At 61.0% G+C, this 23,851-nt stretch carries 27 protein-coding genes; 9 read left to right on the top strand and 18 right to left on the bottom strand.

Annotation, left to right across the window (positions count from 1 at the left end; genetic code table 11):
- Positions 1–37 precede the first annotated feature (37 nt).
- From arsC to purC, 6 genes are all read right to left on the bottom strand, one after another.
- Complete coding sequence (gene arsC, locus AX760_RS18740) at positions 38–385, bottom strand: arsenate reductase (glutaredoxin) (RefSeq protein WP_071834513.1); 348 nt, start codon at positions 383–385, stop codon at positions 38–40.
- Between the two features lie 301 nt (positions 386–686).
- Positions 687–1,097, bottom strand: a complete 411-nt coding sequence (locus AX760_RS18735) for a hypothetical protein (protein ID WP_071834512.1) — start codon at positions 1,095–1,097, stop codon at positions 687–689.
- Between the two features lie 53 nt (positions 1,098–1,150).
- Positions 1,151–1,822, bottom strand: coding sequence for a phosphoribosylformylglycinamidine synthase subunit PurQ (gene purQ, locus AX760_RS18730; protein ID WP_071834511.1), 672 nt, complete (start codon positions 1,820–1,822; stop codon positions 1,151–1,153).
- Positions 1,819–2,076, bottom strand: coding sequence for a hypothetical protein (locus tag AX760_RS18725; RefSeq protein WP_071834510.1), 258 nt, complete (start codon positions 2,074–2,076; stop codon positions 1,819–1,821). Before AX760_RS18725 ends, purQ begins: the two co-directional genes overlap by 4 nt.
- Positions 2,077–2,096: 20 nt before the next feature.
- The gene (purS, locus tag AX760_RS18720; RefSeq protein WP_071834509.1) at positions 2,097–2,339 is read right to left on the bottom strand and encodes a phosphoribosylformylglycinamidine synthase subunit PurS; all 243 of its coding nucleotides are present in this window, start codon (positions 2,337–2,339) and stop codon (positions 2,097–2,099) included.
- A gap of 15 nt (positions 2,340–2,354) precedes the next feature.
- Entirely contained in the window at positions 2,355–3,119 is a 765-nt protein-coding gene (gene purC, locus AX760_RS18715; RefSeq protein WP_071834508.1) for a phosphoribosylaminoimidazolesuccinocarboxamide synthase, read from the bottom strand.
- Positions 3,120–3,352: 233 nt separating this feature from the next.
- Between purC and AX760_RS18710 the strand changes: the two genes are divergently transcribed.
- Entirely contained in the window at positions 3,353–3,667 is a 315-nt protein-coding gene (locus tag AX760_RS18710) for a DUF1476 domain-containing protein (protein ID WP_071834507.1), read from the top strand.
- Between the two features lie 51 nt (positions 3,668–3,718).
- On the opposite strand, the gene AX760_RS18705 is transcribed toward AX760_RS18710, so the two are convergent.
- Positions 3,719–6,265, bottom strand: coding sequence for a sensor domain-containing protein (locus AX760_RS18705; protein ID WP_175552096.1), 2,547 nt, complete (start codon positions 6,263–6,265; stop codon positions 3,719–3,721).
- Between the two features lie 188 nt (positions 6,266–6,453).
- A complete protein-coding gene (locus AX760_RS18700; RefSeq protein WP_071834505.1) occupies positions 6,454–7,008 on the bottom strand; it encodes an RBBP9/YdeN family alpha/beta hydrolase in 555 nt (184 codons plus the stop codon).
- Positions 7,009–7,229: 221 nt separating this feature from the next.
- Between AX760_RS18700 and AX760_RS18690 the strand changes: the two genes are divergently transcribed.
- On the top strand, positions 7,230–8,036 hold the full coding sequence (locus AX760_RS18690) for a DUF2189 domain-containing protein (protein WP_071834503.1): 807 nt from the start codon (positions 7,230–7,232) through the stop codon (positions 8,034–8,036).
- Between the two features lie 77 nt (positions 8,037–8,113).
- Here the strand turns inward: AX760_RS18690 and AX760_RS18685 are convergent, their stop codons facing one another.
- From AX760_RS18685 to AX760_RS18660, 6 genes are all read right to left on the bottom strand, one after another.
- A complete protein-coding gene (locus AX760_RS18685; protein ID WP_071834629.1) occupies positions 8,114–8,422 on the bottom strand; it encodes a PilZ domain-containing protein in 309 nt (102 codons plus the stop codon).
- 166 nt (positions 8,423–8,588) lie between these two features.
- On the bottom strand, positions 8,589–9,890 hold the full coding sequence (purB, locus tag AX760_RS18680) for an adenylosuccinate lyase (RefSeq protein ID WP_071834502.1): 1,302 nt from the start codon (positions 9,888–9,890) through the stop codon (positions 8,589–8,591).
- A 64-nt stretch (positions 9,891–9,954) separates the two neighbouring features.
- Complete coding sequence (locus tag AX760_RS18675; protein ID WP_245295054.1) at positions 9,955–10,509, bottom strand: hypothetical protein; 555 nt, start codon at positions 10,507–10,509, stop codon at positions 9,955–9,957.
- Between the two features lie 31 nt (positions 10,510–10,540).
- Complete coding sequence (rpe, locus tag AX760_RS18670) at positions 10,541–11,218, bottom strand: ribulose-phosphate 3-epimerase (RefSeq protein WP_071834501.1); 678 nt, start codon at positions 11,216–11,218, stop codon at positions 10,541–10,543.
- 79 nt (positions 11,219–11,297) lie between these two features.
- Complete coding sequence (locus AX760_RS18665; protein ID WP_071834627.1) at positions 11,298–12,332, bottom strand: P1 family peptidase; 1,035 nt, start codon at positions 12,330–12,332, stop codon at positions 11,298–11,300.
- A complete protein-coding gene (locus AX760_RS18660; protein ID WP_071834500.1) occupies positions 12,329–13,432 on the bottom strand; it encodes a branched-chain amino acid ABC transporter substrate-binding protein in 1,104 nt (367 codons plus the stop codon). Before AX760_RS18660 ends, AX760_RS18665 begins: the two co-directional genes overlap by 4 nt.
- A gap of 151 nt (positions 13,433–13,583) precedes the next feature.
- Between AX760_RS18660 and AX760_RS18655 the strand changes: the two genes are divergently transcribed.
- The 7 genes from AX760_RS18655 to AX760_RS18625 are packed head-to-tail and all read left to right on the top strand — an operon-like array spanning position 13,584 to position 19,329.
- Positions 13,584–14,111 carry a flavin reductase gene (locus AX760_RS18655; protein ID WP_071834499.1) on the top strand — a complete coding sequence of 176 codons (528 nt, stop codon included), beginning with the start codon at positions 13,584–13,586 and terminating at the stop codon, positions 14,109–14,111.
- A gap of 22 nt (positions 14,112–14,133) precedes the next feature.
- Positions 14,134–15,063 carry an AAA family ATPase gene (locus AX760_RS18650; RefSeq protein WP_071834498.1) on the top strand — a complete coding sequence of 310 codons (930 nt, stop codon included), beginning with the start codon at positions 14,134–14,136 and terminating at the stop codon, positions 15,061–15,063.
- A 1-nt stretch (position 15,064) separates the two neighbouring features.
- Positions 15,065–16,327, top strand: coding sequence for a vWA domain-containing protein (locus AX760_RS18645; RefSeq protein ID WP_071834497.1), 1,263 nt, complete (start codon positions 15,065–15,067; stop codon positions 16,325–16,327).
- A 23-nt stretch (positions 16,328–16,350) separates the two neighbouring features.
- On the top strand, positions 16,351–16,686 hold the full coding sequence (locus AX760_RS18640; protein ID WP_071834496.1) for an XdhC family protein: 336 nt from the start codon (positions 16,351–16,353) through the stop codon (positions 16,684–16,686).
- The gene (locus tag AX760_RS18635; RefSeq protein WP_071834495.1) at positions 16,683–17,390 is read left to right on the top strand and encodes an XdhC family protein; all 708 of its coding nucleotides are present in this window, start codon (positions 16,683–16,685) and stop codon (positions 17,388–17,390) included. The genes AX760_RS18640 and AX760_RS18635 overlap by 4 nt, the downstream gene beginning before the upstream one ends.
- Positions 17,387–19,006: an NTP transferase domain-containing protein gene (locus AX760_RS18630; protein ID WP_071834494.1), complete on the top strand. Its 1,620-nt coding sequence runs from the start codon at positions 17,387–17,389 to the stop codon at positions 19,004–19,006. The genes AX760_RS18635 and AX760_RS18630 overlap by 4 nt, the downstream gene beginning before the upstream one ends.
- A gap of 5 nt (positions 19,007–19,011) precedes the next feature.
- The gene (locus tag AX760_RS18625) at positions 19,012–19,329 is read left to right on the top strand and encodes a TfoX/Sxy family protein (RefSeq protein WP_071834493.1); all 318 of its coding nucleotides are present in this window, start codon (positions 19,012–19,014) and stop codon (positions 19,327–19,329) included.
- A gap of 37 nt (positions 19,330–19,366) precedes the next feature.
- Here the strand turns inward: AX760_RS18625 and AX760_RS18620 are convergent, their stop codons facing one another.
- The 4 genes from AX760_RS18620 to AX760_RS18605 form a co-directional block, all read right to left on the bottom strand.
- The gene (locus AX760_RS18620) at positions 19,367–19,786 is read right to left on the bottom strand and encodes an NUDIX hydrolase (protein ID WP_071834492.1); all 420 of its coding nucleotides are present in this window, start codon (positions 19,784–19,786) and stop codon (positions 19,367–19,369) included.
- 16 nt (positions 19,787–19,802) lie between these two features.
- Positions 19,803–21,377, bottom strand: coding sequence for a DEAD/DEAH box helicase (locus AX760_RS18615; protein ID WP_071834491.1), 1,575 nt, complete (start codon positions 21,375–21,377; stop codon positions 19,803–19,805).
- Between the two features lie 164 nt (positions 21,378–21,541).
- Positions 21,542–22,915: a M23 family metallopeptidase gene (locus AX760_RS18610; RefSeq protein ID WP_071834626.1), complete on the bottom strand. Its 1,374-nt coding sequence runs from the start codon at positions 22,913–22,915 to the stop codon at positions 21,542–21,544.
- Between the two features lie 102 nt (positions 22,916–23,017).
- A complete protein-coding gene (locus tag AX760_RS18605) occupies positions 23,018–23,845 on the bottom strand; it encodes a ferritin-like domain-containing protein (RefSeq protein WP_071834490.1) in 828 nt (275 codons plus the stop codon).
- Between the last annotated feature and the right edge of the window lie 6 nt (positions 23,846–23,851).

The following is a 23,851-nucleotide window of genomic DNA, read 5'->3' as shown; positions in this document are numbered from 1 at the left end:
CCGTTGCGGGCGGCGGCATTTCCTGTGGCGCGCAGGACTAGAGAAGCTCTAGAACTTTTTCCTTCGGCCGACAAAGCCGGACACCCTTTTCACTGATGACGATCGGGCGCTCGATCAGTCGGGGATTGGCCAGCATGGCGTCGAGCAGTGCGCGGTCGTCCAGCGCGCCGTCATCGAGTTGCAGATCGGTATAGAGCGTCTCCTGGGTGCGCAGCAGTGCTCGTGGGGACATATCCATGGCAATCAGCAGGGCAAGCATCTCTTCGCGGCCGGGTGGGCTCTCCATGTAGTCGATGATGGTCGGTTCGTAACCCGCATCGCGGATCAACTTCAGGACGTTGCGGGAGGTTCCGCAGTTGCGATTGTGGTAAATCGTGATTGCCATGAAAACGGGCCTCTAAAATCGGACGATTACAAACGAGCGGGGTGCAATTGAAGTTGGCGGCAACGGGCAGGGTTTCCGCGGGAGGGAGACTGCAGGGCTGCCTACAACTGTGCCGAGGTTGTCACAGCTGTTGTTGTTAGACTGTTTTGCGTGCCTGTCATGGGTACTCCGTTCAATCTCTGGCTGATCACGGCTGCGATTGTCAGGGAATTGGTTTCAAAAGGGAACTGTGAAAGCGAACCCTGCCCGTCGATTTGCACGTCTCTTCTCAGGACGGGCGCGCACTCGCTTGACGGGACGCTCAGTTGCAACCGGAGTTGCCGGAGGCCCAGCGGCGGATATCGGAGGTCATGCGCGGACCGACCTGCTCGTCAAGAAGCGGGCCGAAGGCCTGCATTTTTGCCGGGTGCCCTTCGGCCTGAACAACTGCGAGCGGCCGAGATTCCGGAGAATTGCGGTGCACGATCAGAATGCGCGGGCGGCCGGAGAAGGAATTGAGTTCCGGCGCCAGGCGATAAGGTTTGAAGGCTGCGTCGCCGGACTTGAACCAGCAGCGGTTGGCCGCAAGCGCCACTCTCTCCATGGTCGGCAGGGCCGCGGTGCTCTGTGCCGGCGGCGCTGAAGGACGCTCGGACTGGCAACCGGCACCGATCGCCGTCAGGCCGGTGAGGCCGGCAAGGGCAAGCCCGCGAAGGATGAGGGAAGTGCGCATCGGAAAGCCTCGGTGATTCGATCTCGTCTCGAACCGTTCTAGCAGCCAGATGGTTAAGCGGCGATGACTTCGAGTGCGGATGCGAAAAGACCGCGGCCATCGGCGCCGCCGTGGGCCGCCTCGATCAGGTTTTCCGGATGCGGCATCATGCCAAGTACATTGCCGCGGGTGTTCATCACGCCGGCAATATCGTTCATCGATCCATTCGGATTGGTGCCTTCCGCATAGCGGAACAGGACCTGACCATTGCCCTCGATTGCCTTCAGCGTTTCATCATCGGCGAAATAATTGCCGTCATGATGGGCGACCGGGCAGCGGATGATCTGGCCCTTGCCGTAGGCGCGGGTGAAATCCGTGTCGGCATTCACCACTTCCAGCTTGATTTCCTTGCAGACGAATTTCAGCGAGGCGTTGCGCATCAGCGCGCCGGGAAGGAGGCCAGCTTCGACGAGGATCTGGAAGCCGTTGCAGACGCCGAGCACCTTGACGCCGGCTTCAGCTTTCGCCTTGATTGCCTGCATCACCGGCATGCGGGCAGCAATCGCACCGCAGCGCAGGTAGTCGCCATAGGAAAAGCCGCCGGGGATAACGATCAGATCAACATCCGGAATGTCGGTTTCCGTCTGCCATATGGTGATCGGCGCCTGGCCGGAAATCTTGGTGATCGCGGCGATCATGTCGCGGTCGCGATTGAGGCCTGGAAGCTGAACGACGGCGGATTTCATGGGTGCGGTTCAAACCTGGATTGGGCCTCGGCGAGTGCGCGCAGTTCGAGGCGGTTTTCGATACGGTCGAGGCGTGTTTTGTGACGAGCAAGAAGTCCGTAGATGTTGTGAATGTCCTGATGCATGGCAATCGTCGTTCCCTGCATCACGTTCAACTCTGATCGAATCTCCCGCTGGCCGTCCTTCAAGGCAGTAACATCACCATCAACGCGCTTCAGCAATTTATACATCAACGCGTTGGCGACTTCAGCCATTGCACCACCTCATTCAACCATCAGGCGAGTGAGATAGTATAATTCTCAATCACCGTATTGGCGAGCAGTTTTTCGCACATGGCTTTCAGGTCGGCTTCGGCCTTTGCCCGGTCTTCCGTTTCGATCTGGAGATCGAAGACCTTGCCCTGGCGGATATGGCCGATGCCGTCGAAACCGAGGGCGCCGAGCGCGCCCTCGATGGCCTTGCCCTGGGGGTCGAGAACGCCGTTCTTCAGCGTCACAGTCACGCGTGCGTTGATCACTGTCGTTTTTCCTGCTTACTTCACCAGAACCGGGCCGGAGCCGCGCGTTGGTTCGTTTTCGTTCATGATGCCAAGACGGCGGGCCACTTCCTGGTAGGCCTCGACGAGCCCTCCCATATCGCGGCGGAACCGGTCCTTGTCCATCTTTTCCTTGGTCTCCACGTCCCAGAGACGGCAGCTGTCCGGCGAAATCTCGTCGGCCAGGATAATACGCATCATGTCGCCTTCGAACAGGCGGCCGCATTCGATCTTGAAATCGACCAGCTGGATGCCGACGCCGAGAAACAGGCCAGTGAGGAAGTCGTTGATGCGGATGGCAAGCGCCATGATGTCATCAAGTTCCTGCGGGCTTGCCCAGCCAAAAGCCGTGATATGCTCCTCGGAGACCATCGGATCTTCCAGTGCATCGGCCTTGTAATAGAATTCGATGATCGAGCGCGGCAGGACTACGCCTTCCTCGATGCCGAGGCGCTTGGACAGCGAACCGGCAGCGACGTTGCGGACAACGATCTCGAGCGGGATGATCTCCACTTCCTTGATCAACTGTTCGCGCATGTTCAGCCGACGGATGAAATGGGTCGGGATGCCGATCCGGTTCAGATGCGTGAAGATGTATTCGGAAATACGATTGTTGAGCACGCCCTTGCCGTCGATGACTTCATGCTTCTTTGCGTTGAAGGCAGTAGCGTCATCCTTGAAGAACTGGATCAGAGTGCCTGGCTCGGGACCTTCGTAAAGGATCTTTGCCTTGCCCTCGTAGATACGGCGGCGACGGTTCATGAATATTGTCTCTACGGTTGCTGGCGCTCCTGGGCTGCGCCATCGTCATTCTCTAGTCGGGTCCATAACCGAAAAGATCAGATTTCACAATCGCGCTCTCATCTGATCCCCGAATTAGATCAGACTGGCGGGAAAGTGATGGGCCGCCGATAAGTTCGCATTGCACTTTTTGCGGGGGTTTGGTTTATGGGGACGAAGCCGTTGCGGCGCAAAATCGTTTGGGAGATGGAAACATGGCCAATATGCAGGATCGTGAAAAGGCGTTTGAATCAAAGTTCGCGCTTGATGAGGAACTGAAATTCAAAGCTGAAGTCCGACGCAACAAGCTTGTGGGTCTCTGGGCGGCCGGCTTGCTCGGCAAGGCCGATGCAGACGCCTATGCGAAGGAAGTGGTTGCCGCCGATTTTGAAGAAGCCGGACATGAGGACGTCGTGCGCAAGCTGCGCGCCGACTTCGATGCGGCCGGTATCTCGCAGAGCGATGACGATATCCGTCTGAAGATGCTGGAACTGCTTTCCGAAGCCGTAACGCAGATCCAGAACGGCTGATCGGCCAGAAAAACGTTTTTTAATCCGTGCAGCGATGCTGCGCGGATTTTTTTATGCGGCGGAATCCCGATCGGCCTCTGGCCGCGATGGTTGGGTTGGTAGCGGCGACTGACGCCAGTGTCCGGAGCGCGCAAAGACTTCCAGGTCAACCTTCGACATCGGCTTTGCAAAAGCGAAGCCTTGCAGGATATCGCAGCCGAGATCGCGCAGGATATCGGCATGCGCCAGCGTTTCGACACCCTCGGCGACCACATCGATGTGCAGCGAGTGGCCTATGTCGATGATCGAGCCGACAAGGCGACGCTGCTCCGCTGACTCCTTGATCGGTTCGACCAGAACCCTGTCGATTTTCAGACGGCTCGGGCTGAGTTTCAAAAGGCCGACGATCGAGGCGTGCCCGGTGCCGAAATCATCGATCTCGATATCGATCCCCAACTGCTTCAAGACGCTGATCGTCTCGGTGACCGAATCCTCGAGATCGTCCAGGAAGATCGATTCAAGCAATTCGAAGGACAGGATACCGGGCCTGATCTGCAATGCCTTCAGGCTGTCGATCAAGCCAGGTTCACGCAACCGCCGCGAGGAGACATTGACGGAAAAGCGGTCGATTCCGAGCCCCATGCGCTCCCAGTCGTTGAAATCCCCAAGCGCTTGCTCCGCGATGCTGCGGTCGATCGCCGACAGCGCGTTCATGTCCTCGGCAACCTTCATGAAATAGGCGGGCGCAAGCACGCCGTGCACGGGGTGATTCCAGCGCGCCAGCGTCTCGACGCCGGAGATTTCGAGGGTCCGAGCGCAGAACTGAGGCTGGTAGTAGGGTACGAATTCGTGCTCCTCCAGCCCTTTCATGATTTCGTCGGCGGTGCGCTTGGCGTGATGGATCTGCGTCTGCAACTGTTTTGTAAAGAACTCGTAGCGATTTCGTCCGAGCCCCTTTGCCCGGTAAAGGGCGATATCGGCATTCATCAGCGACTGCTTGGCATCGTGCGTCTCGTCTCCGGCCCAGGCGATACCCGCGCTGGCGCCGAAGCGGCAAAGATGGCCTTCATAGGGGACCGGTTGGCGCAGAGCCGTGATAATGGCGTCGGTCAAGGCAACGACATCGGTCTTGTTGCGGCCCGGCCCACAAAGCACGACAAATTCATCACCACCGATTCGCGCCACGAAATCGTCATCCTGCGCAAATCGTTTCAGTGTCAGCGCCGTATGGGAGAGCATAGCGTCGCCCGCCTGATGTCCGAGCGTGTCGTTGATCTGCTTGAAGCGATCGAGATCGATGTGCAGGATGGCGGAATTGCGCATCGGGTCCACGACCCATTCGTCAAGTCTCTGGTCGAGATAGCGTCGATTGGGAAGGCCTGTCAGGTGGTCATGCAGTGCATTGTATTCGATGCGCACGCGGGCCGCTTCAAGCTCCTGGTTGCGGGCTTCGGCAAGCGTCTTGGCCTTGGCCAGTTCGGCTTGCAAGGCAACGTCTTCGGTTACATCCCAGTTGGCGCCGATCAGCCTGGAGGCGCCTTCTGCATCGGTGTAGGGGGCCGCGTTGGAGCGGATGGAGCGCATTGTCCCGTCCTCAAGAACGATCCTGAACGCATTCACGAATGGCCTGTTTTCGCTGATGCCAGCGGCAACATTCGCGGACGCTGTGGCCAGATCCTGCGGATGGACGAGTTTTTCCCAATCGACAGGCGAATAGCGGCTTTGCGGTCGATCGAGTCCGTAGATCTGCAGCATACGCTCGTCCCAGAGCGCTTCGCCGGTATCGAGATTGAAGTCGAAGACACCGATTTTCGAGACGTCCAGAGCCAAGCGAAGCTTGCGGGAAATCTCGGCCAGCGTCGCTTCGTCGCGCTTGCGCTCGGTGATGTCCGTATCCGTGCCGATGATGCGGGTCGGCTTGCCGTCAGCGTCCCATTCGACCGATGAACCGCGACTTTCAATCCACACCCAGTGACCATCGGCATGACGCTCGCGGTACTGAAAAACGTGGAAGTTGACGAGGCCTTCATTTTGTTGATGGATACAGGCTAGGACGTGCGCCCGATCGTCGGGATGGACACCCTCCATCCATTTTTCAAGCGAGCCATCGACAGGCGTATGTGCGGCAAGGCCGCGAATTTTGCGCCAGGTCGCGGAATAGAAGAATTCTTCCAGGTTGAAGTCGTGATCCCAGACACCCTGATAGGCGCTGTCCAATGCGTATTTCCAGCGTATTTCGCTCTTTTGCAGTGCGCCCAGCGTCTGCATCAGGCTGTCGATCACCTGAACCTGGACAATCACGTCCATAGACCCGGCACCGGCGGACATTCTGGCGAAACTCGCGATCGTCCAGACCGGGCTGGACCCCGTCGGTTGCAGACGCATGGAGACGGTCCTGGTCGAATACACGGAATTGCGGATCTCGCAAATCGTCTCTTCGATGGTGGCTGCGTCGTCCGGATGCACGAACACGCGCCATGGCAGACCGATGAGTGTGGCGTCTTGCGATCCGGCCAAGCGGCCAAACGCGGGATTGGCCAACTGGACCAGGCCGTCCCCGCTGATGATGAAAATGCCGCCCGCTGCCTGAGCAAAGACGCCAGAATCAAACCCTGTCACCACCGGCGTACATGGTTCCAGGTGTTTTTTTTCGTCATCTCTGCTGGGCACCGGTGTCTTCGATCTCGCTCATTTTAGGCGATGATGATCAAGGACAGTGAAGTTCGGATTAATGAGGCACGCTTTGCCGCATAATTCAGGACAGGTAAATTCTTTGCGACAGAGACCTGTCTGCACCGCATCGGTATTCACGGCTTCAACCGGCTGATGAACTGGGCGAACACCATGGTTCCCTCCGGCCAGGGACCATGGCCTGACTCGGTATTGATATGGCCGGATTCCCCGGCATCGACCAGAAGCGAACCCCAGGCATTGGCTATGTCGCCCGCATGTTCATAGGTGCCGAACGGGTCGTTGCGGCTGGCGACGATCATCGATGGAAACGGCAGCGGATCGCGCGGGTAGGGGCCGAATGTCATCAGGTGTTTCGGCCTGATCTTGGTATTGGCAACGTCCGGGGGTGCGACGAGAAAAGCGCCGGCGATCTTCTTTTCGATACCCGAAAGCGCATGGGCAACGGCTGCGACGCCGAGAGAATGGGCAACGATGACGATGGGCTTTGTGGCCGCGTTTGCCTCTTCCACCATGCGCGCGATCCAGTCTTCGCGCACGGGTTTGGCCCATTCCGCCTGTTCGACCCGCCGCGCCGACGTGAGTTTGCTCTGCCAGCGGGTCTGCCAGTGCTCGGGACCGGAATTGGTGTAGCCGGGGACGATGAGGATATCTGCTTCGGATGTTTTCATAGTAACGGCGATGTGAGGTCGGGCAGGACGGAAGTCAAGTGAAAGACGCTTGAAACAGGTGTAGCATAGCTGCAGTCGCGCTCGTAAGAGCCCGCTTTTGCTGCCGGCTGCAGCGACGATACGGGATCAAAACGCATGCGGTCGCCGTCCATGCCTTTTTGACGATGACATCATGACTTTCCCGGACGCTGTAACGGACCTTTTCAACACGGAGGACGGGCATGACAGCTTTTCATGTAATGGCGGGGCCGGGCGAGGCGCTTGCACATCCGGGCGTTCGCAAGATCGCCGTTTCTGATGTTTTTGACGCGCTGCGTCTTGGTTTCGACGATTTCCGCACGAAACCGTCCCACTATGTTTTCCTCTGTCTCATCTATCCGATCGCCGGTGTCGTTCTCGCCACCTGGAGTTCGGGTGTGAACATGCTGCCGATCCTTTATCCGCTGGCATCCGGTTTTGCGCTTTTGGGGCCGGTTGCCGCCATCGGGCTTTATGAAATCAGCCGCCGTCGCGAGCGGGGTCTCGATACCGCATGGCGACATGCGTTCGACGTGCGCCATTCTCCGGCGCTGCCGGCGATCCTGGCCGTCGCTGCCATGCTTCTGATCCTGTTCGTCGCCTGGCTGGTGGTTGCGCAGGCGCTGTATGTGCGGTTTCTCGGCGAGGTTCCTCCGGCCTCGCTGGCGGCTTTCATGAACGGCATCGTCGGGACCGAGGCGGGCTTCAATCTGATTCTCGTTGGTAACGCCGTCGGCTTCGTTTTCGCGGCCATTGTTTTGGCTACCGTCGTCGTATCGTTTCCGCTGTTGCTGGACCGGGATGTTGGTGCCGTCTCGGCTGTCGAGACATCGATCCGGGCGACACTGGCCAATCCGGTTCCCATTGCCGTCTGGGGGCTGATCGTTGCCGCTGGACTGGTGCTCGGCTCGATCCCGGTCTTCGTCGGGCTTGCCGTGGTCATGCCCATTCTCGGCCATGCCACCTGGCATCTCTATCGCAAGCTGATCGAGCCCGAAAAGCCGGTCTGACTGCACAGGGTCCGCGAGACTGGGACGGGCGGGACTTTGAGGCGGCCCATCGGTGCGGGCCGGCGCAATCGATGCTTTCAGCGGAAATATTTGTAGAAGGAGGTGAGTTGCGCGTCCCGATTGGAAGAGGTGTGGAGCAGCCTGATACCGATCCTGTCGCCACGGTACCAATGCACGATGCCGGTCAGATGGCCGAGTTCCTCGCTGTCGATTGTTACTTCCTGACCGGTCTTGGCATTGATGTCGAAATGAAGCTGGAAGCAGATGCCGGATGGTGACAGGTCCTTGACGATACCCCGGCTCGTCCCGTTCTTGCAGGTGACGGTGCCGGTGAACGTAGTTGCCGTCCGTCGGACCTTGCGTTCCGTGACCTGATGCTGCGGCATGGAGCCTCCCCGAAAGCCGATCGATTCCTCGATCAAAACTGTCGCAGAAAGGCCTGAAGGAAAGCTGAGGGATTTCGGTGGCATTATAGAAATCTGAGCCGATTTCGCACAGTCGGTGCGGAGGGCCCATTACGGGGCCCTCCCACGCCTCAACCGGGAGCCGGCATTATCCGAAAACGCGGTGGAAAATCGTGTCGACATGTTTGGTGTGATAGCCAAGGTCGAATTTCTCGCGGATCTCGCTTTCCGGCAATAGCGCACGGACTTCGCTGTCAGCGAGCAGTTCCTCAAGAAAGTCCTTGCCTTCCTCCCAGACACGCATCGCATTGCGCTGGACGAGCCGGTAGGAATCCTCTCGCGAGGCGCCGGCCTGGGTAAGTGCCAGAAGCACGCGCTGCGAATGCACCAGACCGCGGAACTTGTTCATGTTCTTCATCATGGTCTCGGGATAGACAAGAAGCTTGTCGATGACGCCGGTGAGACGCGCCAGCGAGAAATCCAGGGTTACCGTCGCATCCGGACCGATCATGCGCTCGACCGAGGAGTGCGAGATGTCGCGTTCGTGCCAGAGCGCCACGTTTTCCATAGCCGGCAAAGCATAGGAGCGGACCATGCGCGACAGGCCGGTCAGGTTTTCGGTCAACACCGGATTGCGCTTGTGCGGCATGGCCGACGAGCCCTTCTGGCCGGGTGAGAAATACTCTTCCGCTTCCAGGACTTCGGTGCGCTGCAGGTGGCGGATTTCGGTCGCCAGGCGTTCGACGCAGGAGGCAATGACGCCCAGTGTCGCAAAGTACATCGCATGGCGGTCGCGCGGAATGACCTGCGTCGAAACCGGTTCCGCAGCCAGCCCCAGGGCCTTGGCGACATGCTCTTCGACGCGCGGATCGATATTGGCGAACGTGCCGACGGCGCCGGAAATGGCGCAGGTGGCGATTTCCTCGCGCGCCGCGATCAGGCGCTTCTTGCAGCGCTCGAATTCGGCATAGGCAAGCGCCAGCTTCACCCCGAATGTGGTGGGCTCGGCATGGATGCCGTGCGAGCGGCCGATGGTGACCGTGTCCTTGTGCTCGAAAGCGCGGCGTTTCAGGGCTTCGAGCAGCTTGTCAAGATCGGCGAGCAGCAGGTCGCTCGCCTTGACGAGCTGGATGTTGAAGCAGGTGTCGAGCACGTCTGACGAGGTCATGCCCTGGTGCACGAAGCGCGCCTCCGGACCGACGATTTCGGCAAGGTGCGTGAGGAAGGCAATCACGTCATGTTTGGTGACGGCCTCGATCTCGTCGATGCGCGCAACGTCGAACGTGGCGGCTCCGCCCTTTTCCCAGATCGTTCGTGCGGCTTCCTTCGGGATCACGCCAAGTTCGGCGAGCGCGTCGCAGGCGTGGGCCTCGATCTCGAACCAGATGCGGAATTTCGTTTCGGGCGACCAGATGGCCACCATTTCCGGACGGGAGTAACGCGGGATCATGGGCTTTCAGCTTTCATCATCAGAATAAGTTTGGCTGAGCCTCTAGCAAAGATGGCGGGCAATCTCAACGTTGCATATCGTGCGGACGCCTGGCGAGCCACAGACTGGTCGCGCCAAGGGCTGCCAATCCGAAGGGCAGGTAGAGCCGTATGCCCAGGACCACGAACTGGTAGACAGCCGCACCCGTGGTGTACAGGAACTGGTATTGCCAGATCCGCGTGCCGAGTGGGGCATGCCAGCGTGCGTAGAAAAGCCGGTAGTCCATGGCATAGAGGAAGGCCGTCGCGGCGATCGTCAAAACGGTCAAGAACAGGAAATAGGCAGCAAACCGCGTTTCGGCGCTGCGACCGAGGGCGCAAAAACGGCCCAGAAAATACGAAAACGGCCAGGCAAGGGCCCCGCCTGCAAAAAACAGCAGGAGGATCTTCGGCAGCTGGAATGTGGCTTCCCCCTCCCGGAGCAGAAGGGTGATTGCGGCCGACACCGCCATGAGCAGGCCCCAGAGCGGCGCTCCCAACAGCAATTGCCGACCGGTGGGCAAAGCCGCCAGCAGACGCCAGCCCAGACACCGGAAGAAGCCCGGCGACCTGTGCATCGCGTTTTCGGCGTCAACCCTCATATGCCCGGACCGCCGTAGCCTTCCGACCGGCTCATTTCACGCCACTTTCCGCGGCTGCGCGCAACTGGCTGATCGCGTTCCTGTAGCCTTCGATCGACCCAGCCTTGAATATCGCCGAGCCGGCGACGAAGACATTGGCGCCGGCCGCAGCCGCGATCGCGATCGTATCGGGAGCTATGCCGCCATCGACCTCCAGCTCGATCGGGCGGTCGCCGATCATGGCACGGATACGGCGGATCTTTTCGGCGGTCGCCTCGACAAATTTCTGCCCCCCGAATCCCGGATTGACGGTCATCACCAGCACCAGATCAACCGTGTCGAGCACATATTCGATGACGCTTTCCGGTGTGGCCGGATTGAGCGAAACGCCGGCTTTCTTGCCGAGCGCGCGGATGGTCTGCAACGACCGGTGCAGATGGGGTCCGGCTTCGGCATGGACGGTGATGATATCGCAGCCCGCCTTTGCGAAGGCTTCGAGATAGGGATCGGCCGGCGCAATCATCAGGTGGCAGTCAAAGGTCGCCGTCGTGTAGGGGCGCAGCGATTTGATGACATCAGGACCAAAGGAGATATTGGGCGCGAAATGCCCATCCATCACGTCAAGATGGATCCAATCGGCACCGGCGGTAGCGACATCGCGCACATCCTGCCCGAGCTTTGCGAAATCGGCAGCCAGAATGGAAGGGGAAATCCGGATCGGAAGGGACATGTCGGGCGCACTCCATAAGTTTCCCCGGCCATAACATTGCTGGGGCAATCAAACAACATTCGCGGATGTTGCGTCGTCCTTATTGCATGTCCTCGCCCGATCGCCATTGTTCGCCCGATCGCCATGCCGGCAGGAGATCGCCTGCAGCAGGAATGGCGTCATGGACGCCACGCGCAATGGCGCGCGCCATCGTGGCGGCAGCGGCTGCGCCAAGGTCGATGAAATCCGATACGGACAAGCTCTTGCCGCTTGCGCCGGTCGCCAGCGCAAACACCAGGTCGCCATCGAGCGGCGTATGCGAGGGCCAGAGTGCTCGCGAAAAACCGTCATGGGCGGCGATTGCCAGGCGTTTGGCCTCCGCCTTTGACAGGACGGCATCGGTCGCAATCACGGCAATCGTGGTGTTCTGTACGTCGATAGAGCGGTCGCGGAACTTGATGCGCAGGTCGCGCGCATTGCGCGGAAACGGCTGGGGCATGCCGAGATCGCCAAACTCGCCGCCTTCCTCGAAAGGCGCGGCCCAGAAGTGCCTGGTATCGCCGATGGTCGCGGAGCCAAGCGCGTTGACCGCAACCAGCGCGCCGACGGTTACGCCGTTCGGCAGAACGGTCGAGGCCGAACCAAGGCCGCCCTTATAGGTCGCGGTCAGCGCGCCGGTGCCGGCACCGGCCGTTCCCGTTGCAAAATGCCGGGAGGCGCTCTCGACTGCGGCAAAACCGAGATCCCGATAGGGCGGATATCGGCCCCAGTCCTTGTCACCGCCATTGATGAGATCGAACAGGATCGCGGCCGGAACAATCGGCACGCGCAGGGACCCAACAGCAAAGCCGCGCCCCATCGCCCGCAAGGCTGCCTGCACACCAGAGGCGGCATCAAGGCCGAAGGCGGAACCGCCCGACAGTACAATGGCATCAACGGTCTGGACGGTATTGTGGGGCGCGAGCAGGTCGGTCTCGCGGGTGCCGGGCGCACCCCCGAGCACCTGCACGGCGGCGACGGCCGGCGGATCGCAAAGGACAACGGAGACGCCGGATTTCAGAACGTCGTCCGCCGCGTTTCCGACCGTCAGGCCGGCGACATCGGTGATCAGGTTGCGCGGGCCGGGGCGCATCAGTTCGCTGGCTGTGCGGATGGCACGGGCACGAATCGGCCGTTCTGCCACTGCATCAGCTGGTAGGGATTGTCCGCCAGTTCATGGCCAGTGTCGAAGCGGATCGGGCCGAGAACCGTGGGATAGGGGCCTTTTGAAAAGCCCTCCAGGAGGCCGGTACTATCGGTTGCGGCCTGATCCTTTGCCTGCTCCAAAAGGGAGACGGCGGCAAAGGCCGGCAGGACATAGCCTTCGACGACAAGGCCGGCAGCCTTCATGGCGTCGCTGACGGGTCTCGTCTCCGGAAGGGTCGCATAATCCGGCAGGGTGACGGCCAATACGCCGTTTTCCAGCGGGACAGACTGGTCGGCCGCGTTCAGCGCTTCGCCCCCCATCAGCGTCAGGTTCAGGGATTCCGAGCGCGCATCCCGGGCGATGATGGCGGTATCGATCCGGTCGCCACCGGTAAAGACATGCGTCGCGCCGCTTTTTGCCAGCCGGCGGACAAGCGCGACCTGCTGTTCCTGGGCCGGCCGGTAGGTGTCGTTGAAAACAGGTGTCAGGCCGATGCCAGCCAGCGCTTCGCGCACGCTTTCGACCAGTTCGCGGCCATTGATGGTGCCATCGTCGATCAGGGCGAGGGGTTCGTCCTTCCAGCGCGACAGGATGACGTCGGTGATTTTCGCCGCTTCCGCCTTGGCGCTCGGCACCAGCCGGAAGAACGGCCATTTCATGCGCAGCGCATCCTCCATCAGAATGTCGGAGCGGACGCTGAGCGACAGCGCCGGGATCGCGGATTCGGCCAGCGCCGGCAAAACGGCTTCGAGACTCTCGGTGCACAGGAAGCCGATGGCAGCCTCGGCGCCGGCCGCAACAACGGCCTTTGCGAGCGCTGCGCCATCGCTGGCCTCGCAGGTCTCGTCGATCGTTATGATCTCCGATCCGCGATCCTGCGCCTGGAATTGCGCGCCCTCCAGCATCTGCTTGCCGAGAAGCGCAAAAGGGCCCTGCGTCGGTGCAACAAGCGCGATCTTAAGGCCGGCCGCGGCTGCCGGTTTGGCCTGCGTCATAGCCACCAGATTAAGGCTGGTCAGGATCAGGATTGCGACGGACGAACGGAGCATGCGGCTTCCCAGCTTAAGAAAGGCCATGTTTTAAAGATGTGGCCGCAAGCGTCAAAGGAAAAGATCGACGGCTGCGGTGATGCAACGACAATTGCCGCGATTAAGCCAGAAATTCGTGGCCCGGCGGGTTTCATAATTCTTTTCAGCGTCTATGTATGGGGCTGCTATCGATCAGGAGAAAGCAGTGTTGGACAAGCCGCGACTCGACCCCTTGACCTACCGCGACGCCATGAGCCGGCTTGCGGCGCATGTACAGGTGGTAACGGCCGAGAAGGATGGCGAGCGTCGCGGCGTGACGATTACCGCCGCCTGCTCCGTATCCGACAGTCCGCCGACCCTGCTGGTCTGCCTGAACGGCGCCAATCCGCGAAATGCGATTTTTTCGCTCGGCGGCAGTTTTGCGCTCAACGTCCTGTCGGCGGACGAGACCGAAATCGCCCATGCCTTTTCCGGTCGTGATCAGCTTGATCCGGCCTTGCGCTTTTCAAAAGCCGACTGGACCACCCTCGAAACCGGGGCACCGGTTCTCGCGAGTGCCGTGGCGGCATTCGACTGCCGGATCGTCGATATTAAGACGGTCGCAACGCATGTCGTCATTTTCGGCGAAGTCGTTGGCGTCAAGCTCGGTGACAAAAAACCGGCCCTGCTTTATCTGGACCGTGGCTACCGGACGCTGTAGGCTTCCCCCGGGAGCACGAACGATGACTTCATATCAGCGCGGGACAATACCGACCTCCATCGACGAGACGATGGCGATGCTCGAATCGGCCGATTACCTGGCCGGCACGGCGCTGGCGACAGTGCTCTTCCTGTCGTTGCGCATGAAGCGCCCCCTGTTCCTCGAGGGCGAGGCCGGTGTCGGCAAGACGGAGATCGCCAAGGTTCTCGCCAAGGCGCTGGATCGCCCGCTGATCCGGCTCCAATGTTATGAAGGCCTCGACGTCTCGTCGGCCGTCTACGAGTGGAACTATCCGGCCCAGATGCTGGAAATCCGGCTGTCCGAAGCCTCCGGCACAACCGACCGATCCAGCATTGAACGCGATATCTTTTCCGAGAAATACCTGATCCGCCGGCCGGTGCTGCAGGCGATTTCGGGTGAGCCGGGCAGGGCGCCGGTGTTTCTCATCGACGAGCTGGATCGCACCGACGAGGCGTTCGAAGCATTTTTGCTTGAAGTGCTCTCGGACTTCCAGGTGACGATCCCCGAACTCGGGACGATCCGCGCGCAAGAGCCGCCAATCGTCATCATAACCACCAATCGGACGCGCGAGGTGCATGATGCGCTGAAGCGCCGCTGCCTCTATCACTGGGTCGATTATCCCAAAGCCGAGCAGGAACTGGAAATCATCCGGCGCAAGGTACCGGGATGCTCCGCCGCCCTGTCGCAGGATATCGTTGCCTATGTGCAGAAATTGCGCACGCTCGATCTGTTCAAGAATCCTGGGGTCGCCGAAACCATCGACTGGGCAACGGCCCTGACGGAGCTCGACAGGCTGGCGCTCGACCCCGAGACCATCGCTGATACGCTGGGTACCCTGTTGAAATACCAGGATGATATCGCCCGCATCGAAGGCAGCGAAGGCCGCAGGCTCCTCAGCGAAGTGCAGAGCGAACAGCGGGCGGCGGGATAGAATGGCAGCGCTTGCTCCACAATCCGACAGTCTTGCGGGGCACGACGAAGGCTCGGAGCGCCCTTCCGACGGGCGCCTGGCCGACAATATCGTGTTTTTTGCCCGCGTGTTGCGCAAGGCGGGTCTGAAGATCGGCCCGGGCGCGGTCACAGATGCCATCCGGGCTGTCAGGCTGATCGGGATCGGTTCGCGGGCGGAATTTCATGCGGCCCTGCACTGTATCTTCGTCAAGCGCCGCGAGGACGATGCGGTTTTCGACGAAGCGTTCCGGCTGTTCTGGCGCTCGCGCGATCTCGTTGAAAAAATGATCGCCATGCTGTCGCCGAAGATGGCGGACCAGCGCGAGAAGGAAAAGCGGCGGGCCGGCGAGGCCCGTGTCAGCGACGCGCTGTTTTCCGGCAAGGATGCCAACCGTCCGCCACGCAACGAACCGGAGGTCGAGATCGACGCGCGGTATACCGCATCGGGCAGCGAACTGTTTCGCAAGACGGATTTTGCGCAGATGACGGCTTTGGAAATCGTGGCTGCGAAAAAAGCGCTGGCAGCGCTGGTCCTGCCGATGGACCGTGTCGCGACACGGCGGTTCCGCGCATCCCGGCGTCCGCGCCGGATCGATCCGCGCGCCAGCATGCGCGATGCCATGAAAACCGGTGGCGATCTGATCCTGCCACGTTTCCGCGAGGCGAAGATGATCCATCCGCCCCTCGTCGTTCTCGCCGATATTTCGGGCTCGATGAGCCAATACACCCGTATCTTCCTGCATTTCCTGCATGTTCTGACGGAGAAGCGGCGGCGTGTGCACGCCTTCCTCTTCGGAACGCAGTTGAGCAATGTGACACGGCAGATGAAGAACCGCGATCCCGACCAGGCGATTGATGACTGTCTCGGTGCGGTGCGGGACTGGTCCGGCGGAACGCGGATCGGCGAAACGCTGCACGACTTCAACCGCCTCTGGTCGCGCCGGGTGCTGGGGCAGGGAGCTGTCGTTCTTTTGATCACCGATGGTCTCGAGCGCGACGACGTGGGTGACCTGGCGCGCGAAATGGACCGTTTGCACCGGTCGTGCCGAAAGCTCGTCTGGCTCAACCCCTTGCTGCGGTTCGAGGGCTTTGAAGCGCGTGCGCGCGGCGTGCGGGCCATGCTGCCGCATGTCGACGAATTGCGCGCTGTCCACAATCTTCAGGCGATCGGCGATCTGGTGGCGGCGTTGTCTGGAACGGCACGCGGCGACAGCGATCCGCGACGGTTCCTGAGCCGTACATGACTTCGGTGCAGAGAGGCAGGAACATGGTCCAGAATCCCTACGAGAATGATCCGCTGATGGTCGCCGAACGCTGGCTGAATGATGGCCGCAAGGTTGCCATCGCCACTGTCATCGAGACCTGGGGTTCGGCGCCCCGTCCGGTCGGCAGCCATCTGGTGATCGATGCGGACGGCAATTTCCACGGTTCCGTGTCCGGGGGCTGTGTCGAAGGCGCTGTAATCGGCGAGGCCGCCGACGTCATCGAACATGGCCGTCCGATGATGCTCGAATTCGGGGTCGCCGACGAAACGGCGTGGCGCGTCGGCTTGTCCTGCGGTGGCCGCATCCGCGTCCATGTCGAGAAGCTGGGTGACGCATGAAGGCGCAAGATCTTGCTTCGCTGAACGCCGCGCGCCGCAGTCGCAAGGCCGCGCTTTCGGTGACGACGCTGTCGGGAAACTCCAGTTTTATCCTGATCGAGGGGCAGCCGGCCCCGCCGGGGCTGGTGGATGTCGTCGACAACGCCTTTCGCAGCGGCAAGTCCGCACTCGTCGAAGTCGATGGCGAGCGCCTGTTTCTGAATGTCTATCTGCCGCCGCCACGCATCGTCGTCATCGGCGCCGTGCATATTTCCCAAGCGCTGGCTGGACTGTCCGCCATTGCCGGCTTTGATCTCATGGTCATCGACCCCCGAACGGCATTCGCCACGCCTGAGCGGTTCACCGGCGTCGATCTCGTCGCCGATTGGCCGGAAGATGTGTTGAAACTGCGCCCGCTCGACCCCTACAGCGCGCTGGTCGCCGTCACCCATGATCCGAAGATCGACGATTTCCCGTTGAAAGCTGCGCTCGACTGCGGTTGTTTCTATGTCGGCGCGCTCGGCAGCCGCAAGACCCATGCGACGCGCGTCGAGCGGCTGCGAAAAGAAGGCGTGGCGCAGACCATGATCGAGCGGATAGCGGCGCCGATCGGCCTGGATATCGGTGCAAGCAATCCGCCGGAAATCGCCGTTGCGATCCTTGCCGAGATCATCCGCGCCTTTCGCACGCGCTCGGTGTCGACACTTGCGGAAGGCACGTCATGAAATTTGGTCCGGTTCCCGTCGAGACGGCAGAGGGCTGCGTGCTCGCCCATGCAATCAAGCTTGCCGAGACGCGCCTGTCCAAGGGCCATATCCTGACACAGGGGGATCTTGCGGCGATCGAGGCCGCCGGCATGGGACACGTGGTCGTCGCCCGGCTGGATCCGGGCGATCTGCTGGAAGACGCGGCCGCGAGCCGGCTGGCTGCGGTGATCCGGCACGATCACGTGCGATCCTCCGAGGCTGCCACCGGCCGGGTCAATCTCTACGCGACGTCAGACGGTGTATTCGTGGCCGATAGTGCCGTGGTCGATCGGCTGAACCGGATCGACCCGGCGATCACGCTTGCCTGTCTTGCCGATCATGTGCCAGTCTGCGCCGGCGATATGGTGGCGACCATCAAGATCATCCCGCTTGCCGTGGCGCCAGCGCCTGTCGAGGAGGCCTGCGCGCTGCTGCAGGCGGCGCCTGCCTTTGCGGTCAAGCCCTTCCGGGCGCTCCGCGTGACGCTCGTCGCCACCCTGCTGCCGTCGCTCAAAACCAGTGTCATGGACAAGACGCGACGCATACTGGAGGAGCGGCTGCGACCGTCCGCAAGCACGCTTCTGGGTGAGATGCGGGTGGAGCACACCACCGAGGCCATTGCCGCAGCGATCCGACAGGCCGCCCCCACCTCGGAACTCATCATCGTCTTTGGTGCATCGGCGGTGGCCGACCAGGACGACGTGCTGCCGGCCGGATTGCGGGCTGCCGGCGGAGTCGTGGATTATCTTGGCATGCCTGTTGATCCCGGAAACCTGATTGTCATTGGCCATCTCGGCGACATTCCTGTGATCGGCGCACCTGGTTGCGCGCGCAGTCCGAAGGAGAATGGTTTCGACTGGGTGCTGAACCGTATCCTCGTCGGCGAGCAGCCATCGGCGCAGGAGATCTCGGGCATGGGCGTTGGCGGATTGCTGATGGAAATACCGAGCCGGCCATTGCCGCGCGAACGCACGACTATGCCTGAGGATTATGCCTTGATCGACATTGTCGTGCTTGCCGCCGGACAGGCAAGCCGCATGGGCCTCTCCGGCCACCACAAGCTGCTGGCCGAGTTCGATGGCGTACCGCTGGTGCGAAAGACAGTGGAGACAGCGATCGCGGCCAGCGGATCAAAAGTCGTCGTCGTCACCGGCCACCGTTCACAGGAGATCGCTGGTTCGCTTGCCGGGCTCGATGTCAGGATCGTCGAAAACCCCGCCTACGCCGACGGCATGGCATCGTCGTTGAAGACAGGGCTCGACGCACTCGGCGACCAGACCAGCGGGCTGCTGGTGATGCTGGCCGACATGCCGGCAATTGTTCCTGATGATCTGCGCCGGATGCTGGCGGCGTTTGCGCAATCGAAGGGCGAGGCCGTGGTGCGCGCCAGCCATGCCGGAAAACGTGGCAATCCCGTTATTCTCCCCCGGGCGACCTTTGCCGCGATCCGCAGCCTGGAGGGCGACGTCGGCGCGCGACAGGTGGTCGAAAGCTGTGGCCTTGCGATCATCGACGTCGAACTGGGGCCGGCGGCCCATCTCGATCTTGACACGCCGGACGCCGTTTTGGCTGCTGGCGGAATTCTCAAGGGATAGGCGACATGGACAATGAGGCCATTGCGGAAATGTTCGAAACGCTCGGGCCGGTCCGCATCAGACGCATGTTCGGCGGCAAGGGCATCTATGTCGACGGCCGCATCCTCGCGCTGGAGGTGAATGGCGAGATCCTGCTGAAGGCCGACGCGATCAGCGCCCCGGATTTTCTGGCTGCCGGCAGCCGGCAATGGGCCTATGACGGTAAGGGCAAGCCCGTGCATATGCCCTACTGGTCCGTGCCGGACGCGGCTTTCGATGATCCGGACGAGATGGCCCGCTGGGTCAGGCTTGCCGATCAGGCATCCCAGCGAGCGCGCAAATAGCGGTCAGGCACGTCGCTTTGCGAAGCCGGGGGATCGGCTATGCTCGCCGGGCTTTCAACGCCGCTACGGCATCTTGCGCAAAGCGCGACAGCGGTTGCGGCAGGCAATCCAGCGCATACCAGCCGATATCGGAGAGTTTATCAGGCTCGGTCAGTTGCGGTTCGCCGGAAAAATCGTCCGTGACATAGATCAGCGACACCCAGTGCTGCTGATCGGCGGCAATGATCTGTTCGCTGATGCAGAGAAAATCAAGCGAGCGGATGGAAAGGCCGCTTTCCTCTTCGGCCTCGCGGCGTGCACCGTCGCTGGAAAGCTCCAGATGATCGACCTTGCCGCCGACGATATTCCAATAGCCGGATTCCGGTGCCTTCAGCCTGCGACAAAGCAAAAGCTTGCCGTCCTTTAAGACGGCAAGCCCACATCCCACACCGGGGAAATCAATGCCTGGAAGTCCCATGCAAAAGCCTGATGAATCAGGCTTTGCCGGCGATCAGCATGAACGCCGGGATATCGTCGCCAAAACCGACCGGTGTCGGACCATCGTCCTGGTCACGGCGGTAGCGGTTGCGACGATCGCGTACGTCATCGTTAGCCGGGTAAGGCGCAGGTACAGAACGGTTGCTATTGCGGCTGGCGTGCTGCGGTTTCGTTTCTGCCTTGCGTTCTGATTTCACTGGTTCTGCCTTTGTGATGACCGGTTCGATCTCTTTTGGAATATCGTCTGTTTTGATGTCCGATTTGTGACCGGACGTTGCAACTTGACTTGTGACTGGATGGGTTGGGGCAACATGGCCGTGAGGCGAGCGCGGACCGCGTTCGCGATCATGCTCGTTGCGGCGTCCGCCACGCTTGCCATCGCGACCGCCGCGTTCCGGCTTGCCGGAGCTTTCATGGCTTTCCATCGGGGCAGGGAGTGCCGACAGGTCGCCATCAAGCCATTCGATCTTCTTGTCGATCAGCTTTTCGATGGCATCAGCAAACTTGCTGTCACGCTTGGAGACCAGCGTGAAGGCAGCGCCCGAACGCCCGGCACGGCCGGTGCGGCCGATGCGGTGGACGTAATCTTCCGCATGGATCGGCACGTCGAAATTGAAGACGTGGCTGACATCGGGGATGTCGAGGCCGCGCGCGGCGACGTCAGACGCCACCAGAAGCGTAATGGCGTTGTCCTTGAAGCCGGCCAGCATCTTGGTGCGCGAGCTCTGGTCCATGTCGCCGTGCAAGGCGCCGACCGAAAAGCCGTGACGCGACAGCGAGCGGAACAGCTCGGCCACATCCAGCTTGCGATTGCAGAAGATGATGGCGTTCTTCAGATCGTCCTGTTTCTGGATCAGATCACGCAGAACGGCACGCTTTTCGTAGTCCTTGCTGTGGGTCGCGACGAATCGCTGCGTCACGGTCGCCGCCGTCGACGAGCGCACGGAAACCTCGACGCGCTCCGGGTTCTGCAGGAAGCGGTCGGCCAGCTTCTGGATTTCCGGCGGCATCGTGGCCGAGAAGAACAATGTCTGGCGCGTGAAGGGGATGAGCTTGGCAATGCGCTCGATGTCGGGGATGAAGCCCATGTCGAGCATGCGGTCGGCTTCGTCGATGACGAGAACCTCGACGCCGGTCATCAGCAGCTTGCCGCGCTCGCAATGATCTAGCAAACGGCCGGGCGTGCAGATCAGCACGTCAGCGCCACGTTCGATCTTGCGATCCTGCTCGTCGAAGGAGACGCCGCCGATCAGAAGGGCAACGTTCAGCTTGTGATTCTTGCCGTATTTTTCAAAATTCTCTGCAACCTGTGCCGCCAGTTCGCGCGTCGGCTCGAGAATCAGTGTGCGGGGCATACGAGCCCGGGCGCGGCCCTTTTCGAGCAGCGTCAGCATCGGCAGAACGAACGAGGCCGTCTTGCCTGTTCCGGTCTGGGCAATGCCCAGAATGTCGCGCCGCTGTAGAGCCGGCGGAATAGCACCCGCCTGGATCGGCGTCGGAATGGTGTAGCCCGCATCGGTCACTGCGGAAAGAACTTTTTGGCTCAGGCCAAGATCAGCAAAAGTGGTCAAAGGGAAATCTGTTTCCGTTCCGGTTCAATTGAACTCTGGTGACTCGGCAATCCTTTGACTGCCATCGCTGCGCCTCATAAGCCCAACGCCGAGTAAAGTCAAGAAAACCGGGCATTTCAGGGGAGGGACGGTAAACAGAAAGCGTGAAGGGCAGCTTTGGGCGTTCAGTTGATATATTGCGTCAGTTTTAGCCCGGCGCTCAGAAAACGCATCGGGTCGACGGCCTGGCCGTGCAAGCGGACTTCATAATGCAGATGCGGCCCGGTCGAGCGGCCCGTGCTGCCAGACTCTGCGATGGCGTCGCCCGCCGTAATCCGGTCGCCGACATTGACGAGAATATTGGAGAGATGCGCGTAGCGCGTGGTGATGCCATTGCCGTGATCGATTTCGATCATGTTGCCGTAGCCGCCGGTGCGTGCGGCGGTGATCACCGTGCCGGGACCGGTTGCGTGGATCGTCGTGCCCACAGGTGCGCGAAAATCGATGCCCGCATGCAAAGCAAGACGCCCGAAGAACGGATCGAGGCGATTGCCGAAGCGGCTGGTAATGTCGCTTGCCGGCGCAGGATTGTTGAATGGCAGGCTTTTGGCCTGCGTGCGGGCGCGCTCCAGCCGAACCAGAGCCGTGTCCAGCGCCACCAGGGAATTGTCAAACGCTTCTGTCGTTTCCGGCTCGACGAAGGGGCCGCCCATCGCCGTATCACCGGACGGAGCGGTTTCCAGCGTCGCGGTCTCGTTCCCGACACGTTCACCCGGCTCGATACCGGTCTTTTGAAGGATCGTGTCGATAGCGTCCGCAGTCTCGAAGGCGCCCGTGGTCAGCGCCTGGATCCGAACCACCTGGTCACGCTCGATGTCCTTCAGCGAATGCGTGACCTTTGAAAACAGCCGGTCGGCGCGATCCGACATGGTCTCTTGCGGACCGAACCTGGATGCAGCGCCCGGTGCATAGGCGGCGAGCGTCGTCGCTTCGTCGGCCTTTGTGCCACCAATCCCCATCAGCCGCTCGATCGCCCTGACGCCACCGCTGGCATCGGCGCGCTTGCCAAAAGCCTGCGCATTGTCATGGGCTTGCGGGTTGCCATAGGCCTGCGGGTTTATGGTCGGGATCGGTATTTCGCTTTCTGAAAGCCCGGAATCCTCGGCGCGCTCCAGCAGCGAGCCCAGCTTTCCGTGGCGGGAGGACAGAGCCATCTGCTGCTCGAGCAGTTTTTCGACTTTTTCCTCCACCACCTGCTGGTCGAGCAATTGCCGGCTGGTGACGCGATCGACCTGCGCACGCAGGGCCGCGATCCGGTCTTCATATTCATATTGCATGCGCGCCTGGCGGGCCATCGTGCCGCCGATCAGGTCGTCGCGCAGCACAAGATAGGAAGTCGCTGCAAAATAGCCGACGGTAAAGACGCAGAGGAAACAAACGACGAGCGCGGCCATCCAGGGCTCGACTGTCATATGTCGAACGCGGTCGCCGCTGGCGAGAATGATGACATGTTTTTGGGCACGCTTGCCGAAAACCCGGCTTTCAGTTTGAGCAGACACCAAATCACCCCCGAAACCTACGATTCTCGCCGTCCTTATGGGGGTGGATTAGACACTGTTAAGGTTAATAAAGGCTTTCCTGTCGGTATTCGACCTCCATTCTCAGTTGTTCACGGAGGCGGTCATGGACCGATAAAACGAGGGCGTCAGGCCCGCTTCGGCGCGGGCGATGTCGTTGAATGGCGCCTTCAGCGGTCCGCGAAAATTGGCGCGCACCATTGCCTGAAAGGTGATTGCAGGGTCGCGTTTTTCCCGCGCACAGAGGAAGCGGAACCATTTGGCGCCAACGGCCACATGGCCTTTCTCGTCGTGATAGATGACATCGAGCACCGCGGCGCTGTCATGGTCGCCGACCTCGCGCATCTTCGCCTGCAAGGCCGGGGTGACGTCCAGTCCGCGCGCTTCCAGGATGAGCGGCACCACCGCCAGCCGCGTCGTCAGGTCATTGCGCGTGTCATGGGCCGCCTGCCACAGCCCGTCATGCGCCGGCAGGTCGCCGTAGTCGGCGCCCATCTGCCGCAGACGGTCACGCACCATCAGGAAATGCTTGGCCTCCTCGAAAGCCACGCGCATCCAGCCGTCGAAGAAGGAATTGGGAACAGGTTCCGTCACGAAGCGGGCGACGATATCGAGCGCGAGATCGACCGCATTCAGTTCGATATGGGCAATCGCGTGCATCAGTGCAATGCGTCCCCGCTCGGTCGTCAAGGCCCGCTTGGCGACCTGTCGGGGCGGAATGAGAGCCGGTCGCTCCGGCCGGCCGGGTCGGTCCGGGACAGTCGTATCGAGCGGGGAGCGCAGCGACAAAGTGCGCTCCGTCCAGCGTCGTGCGGTCTCCTGCGCAAGGGCCGTCTTCAGATCAAGGTCGTCCGCCCGGATTGCCCGGGCGGCACCGTCGCGCAGGCTGCGAATTGCCGGAAGCTCGGTCATGGATGT

Source organism: Pararhizobium antarcticum (genome assembly GCF_001885585.1).
GTDB classification, from domain to species: Bacteria; Pseudomonadota; Alphaproteobacteria; order Rhizobiales; family Rhizobiaceae; genus Pararhizobium; species Pararhizobium antarcticum.
Note: the sequence above shows the minus strand (reverse complement) of the source record. Positions and strands in the feature narration are given on the sequence as shown.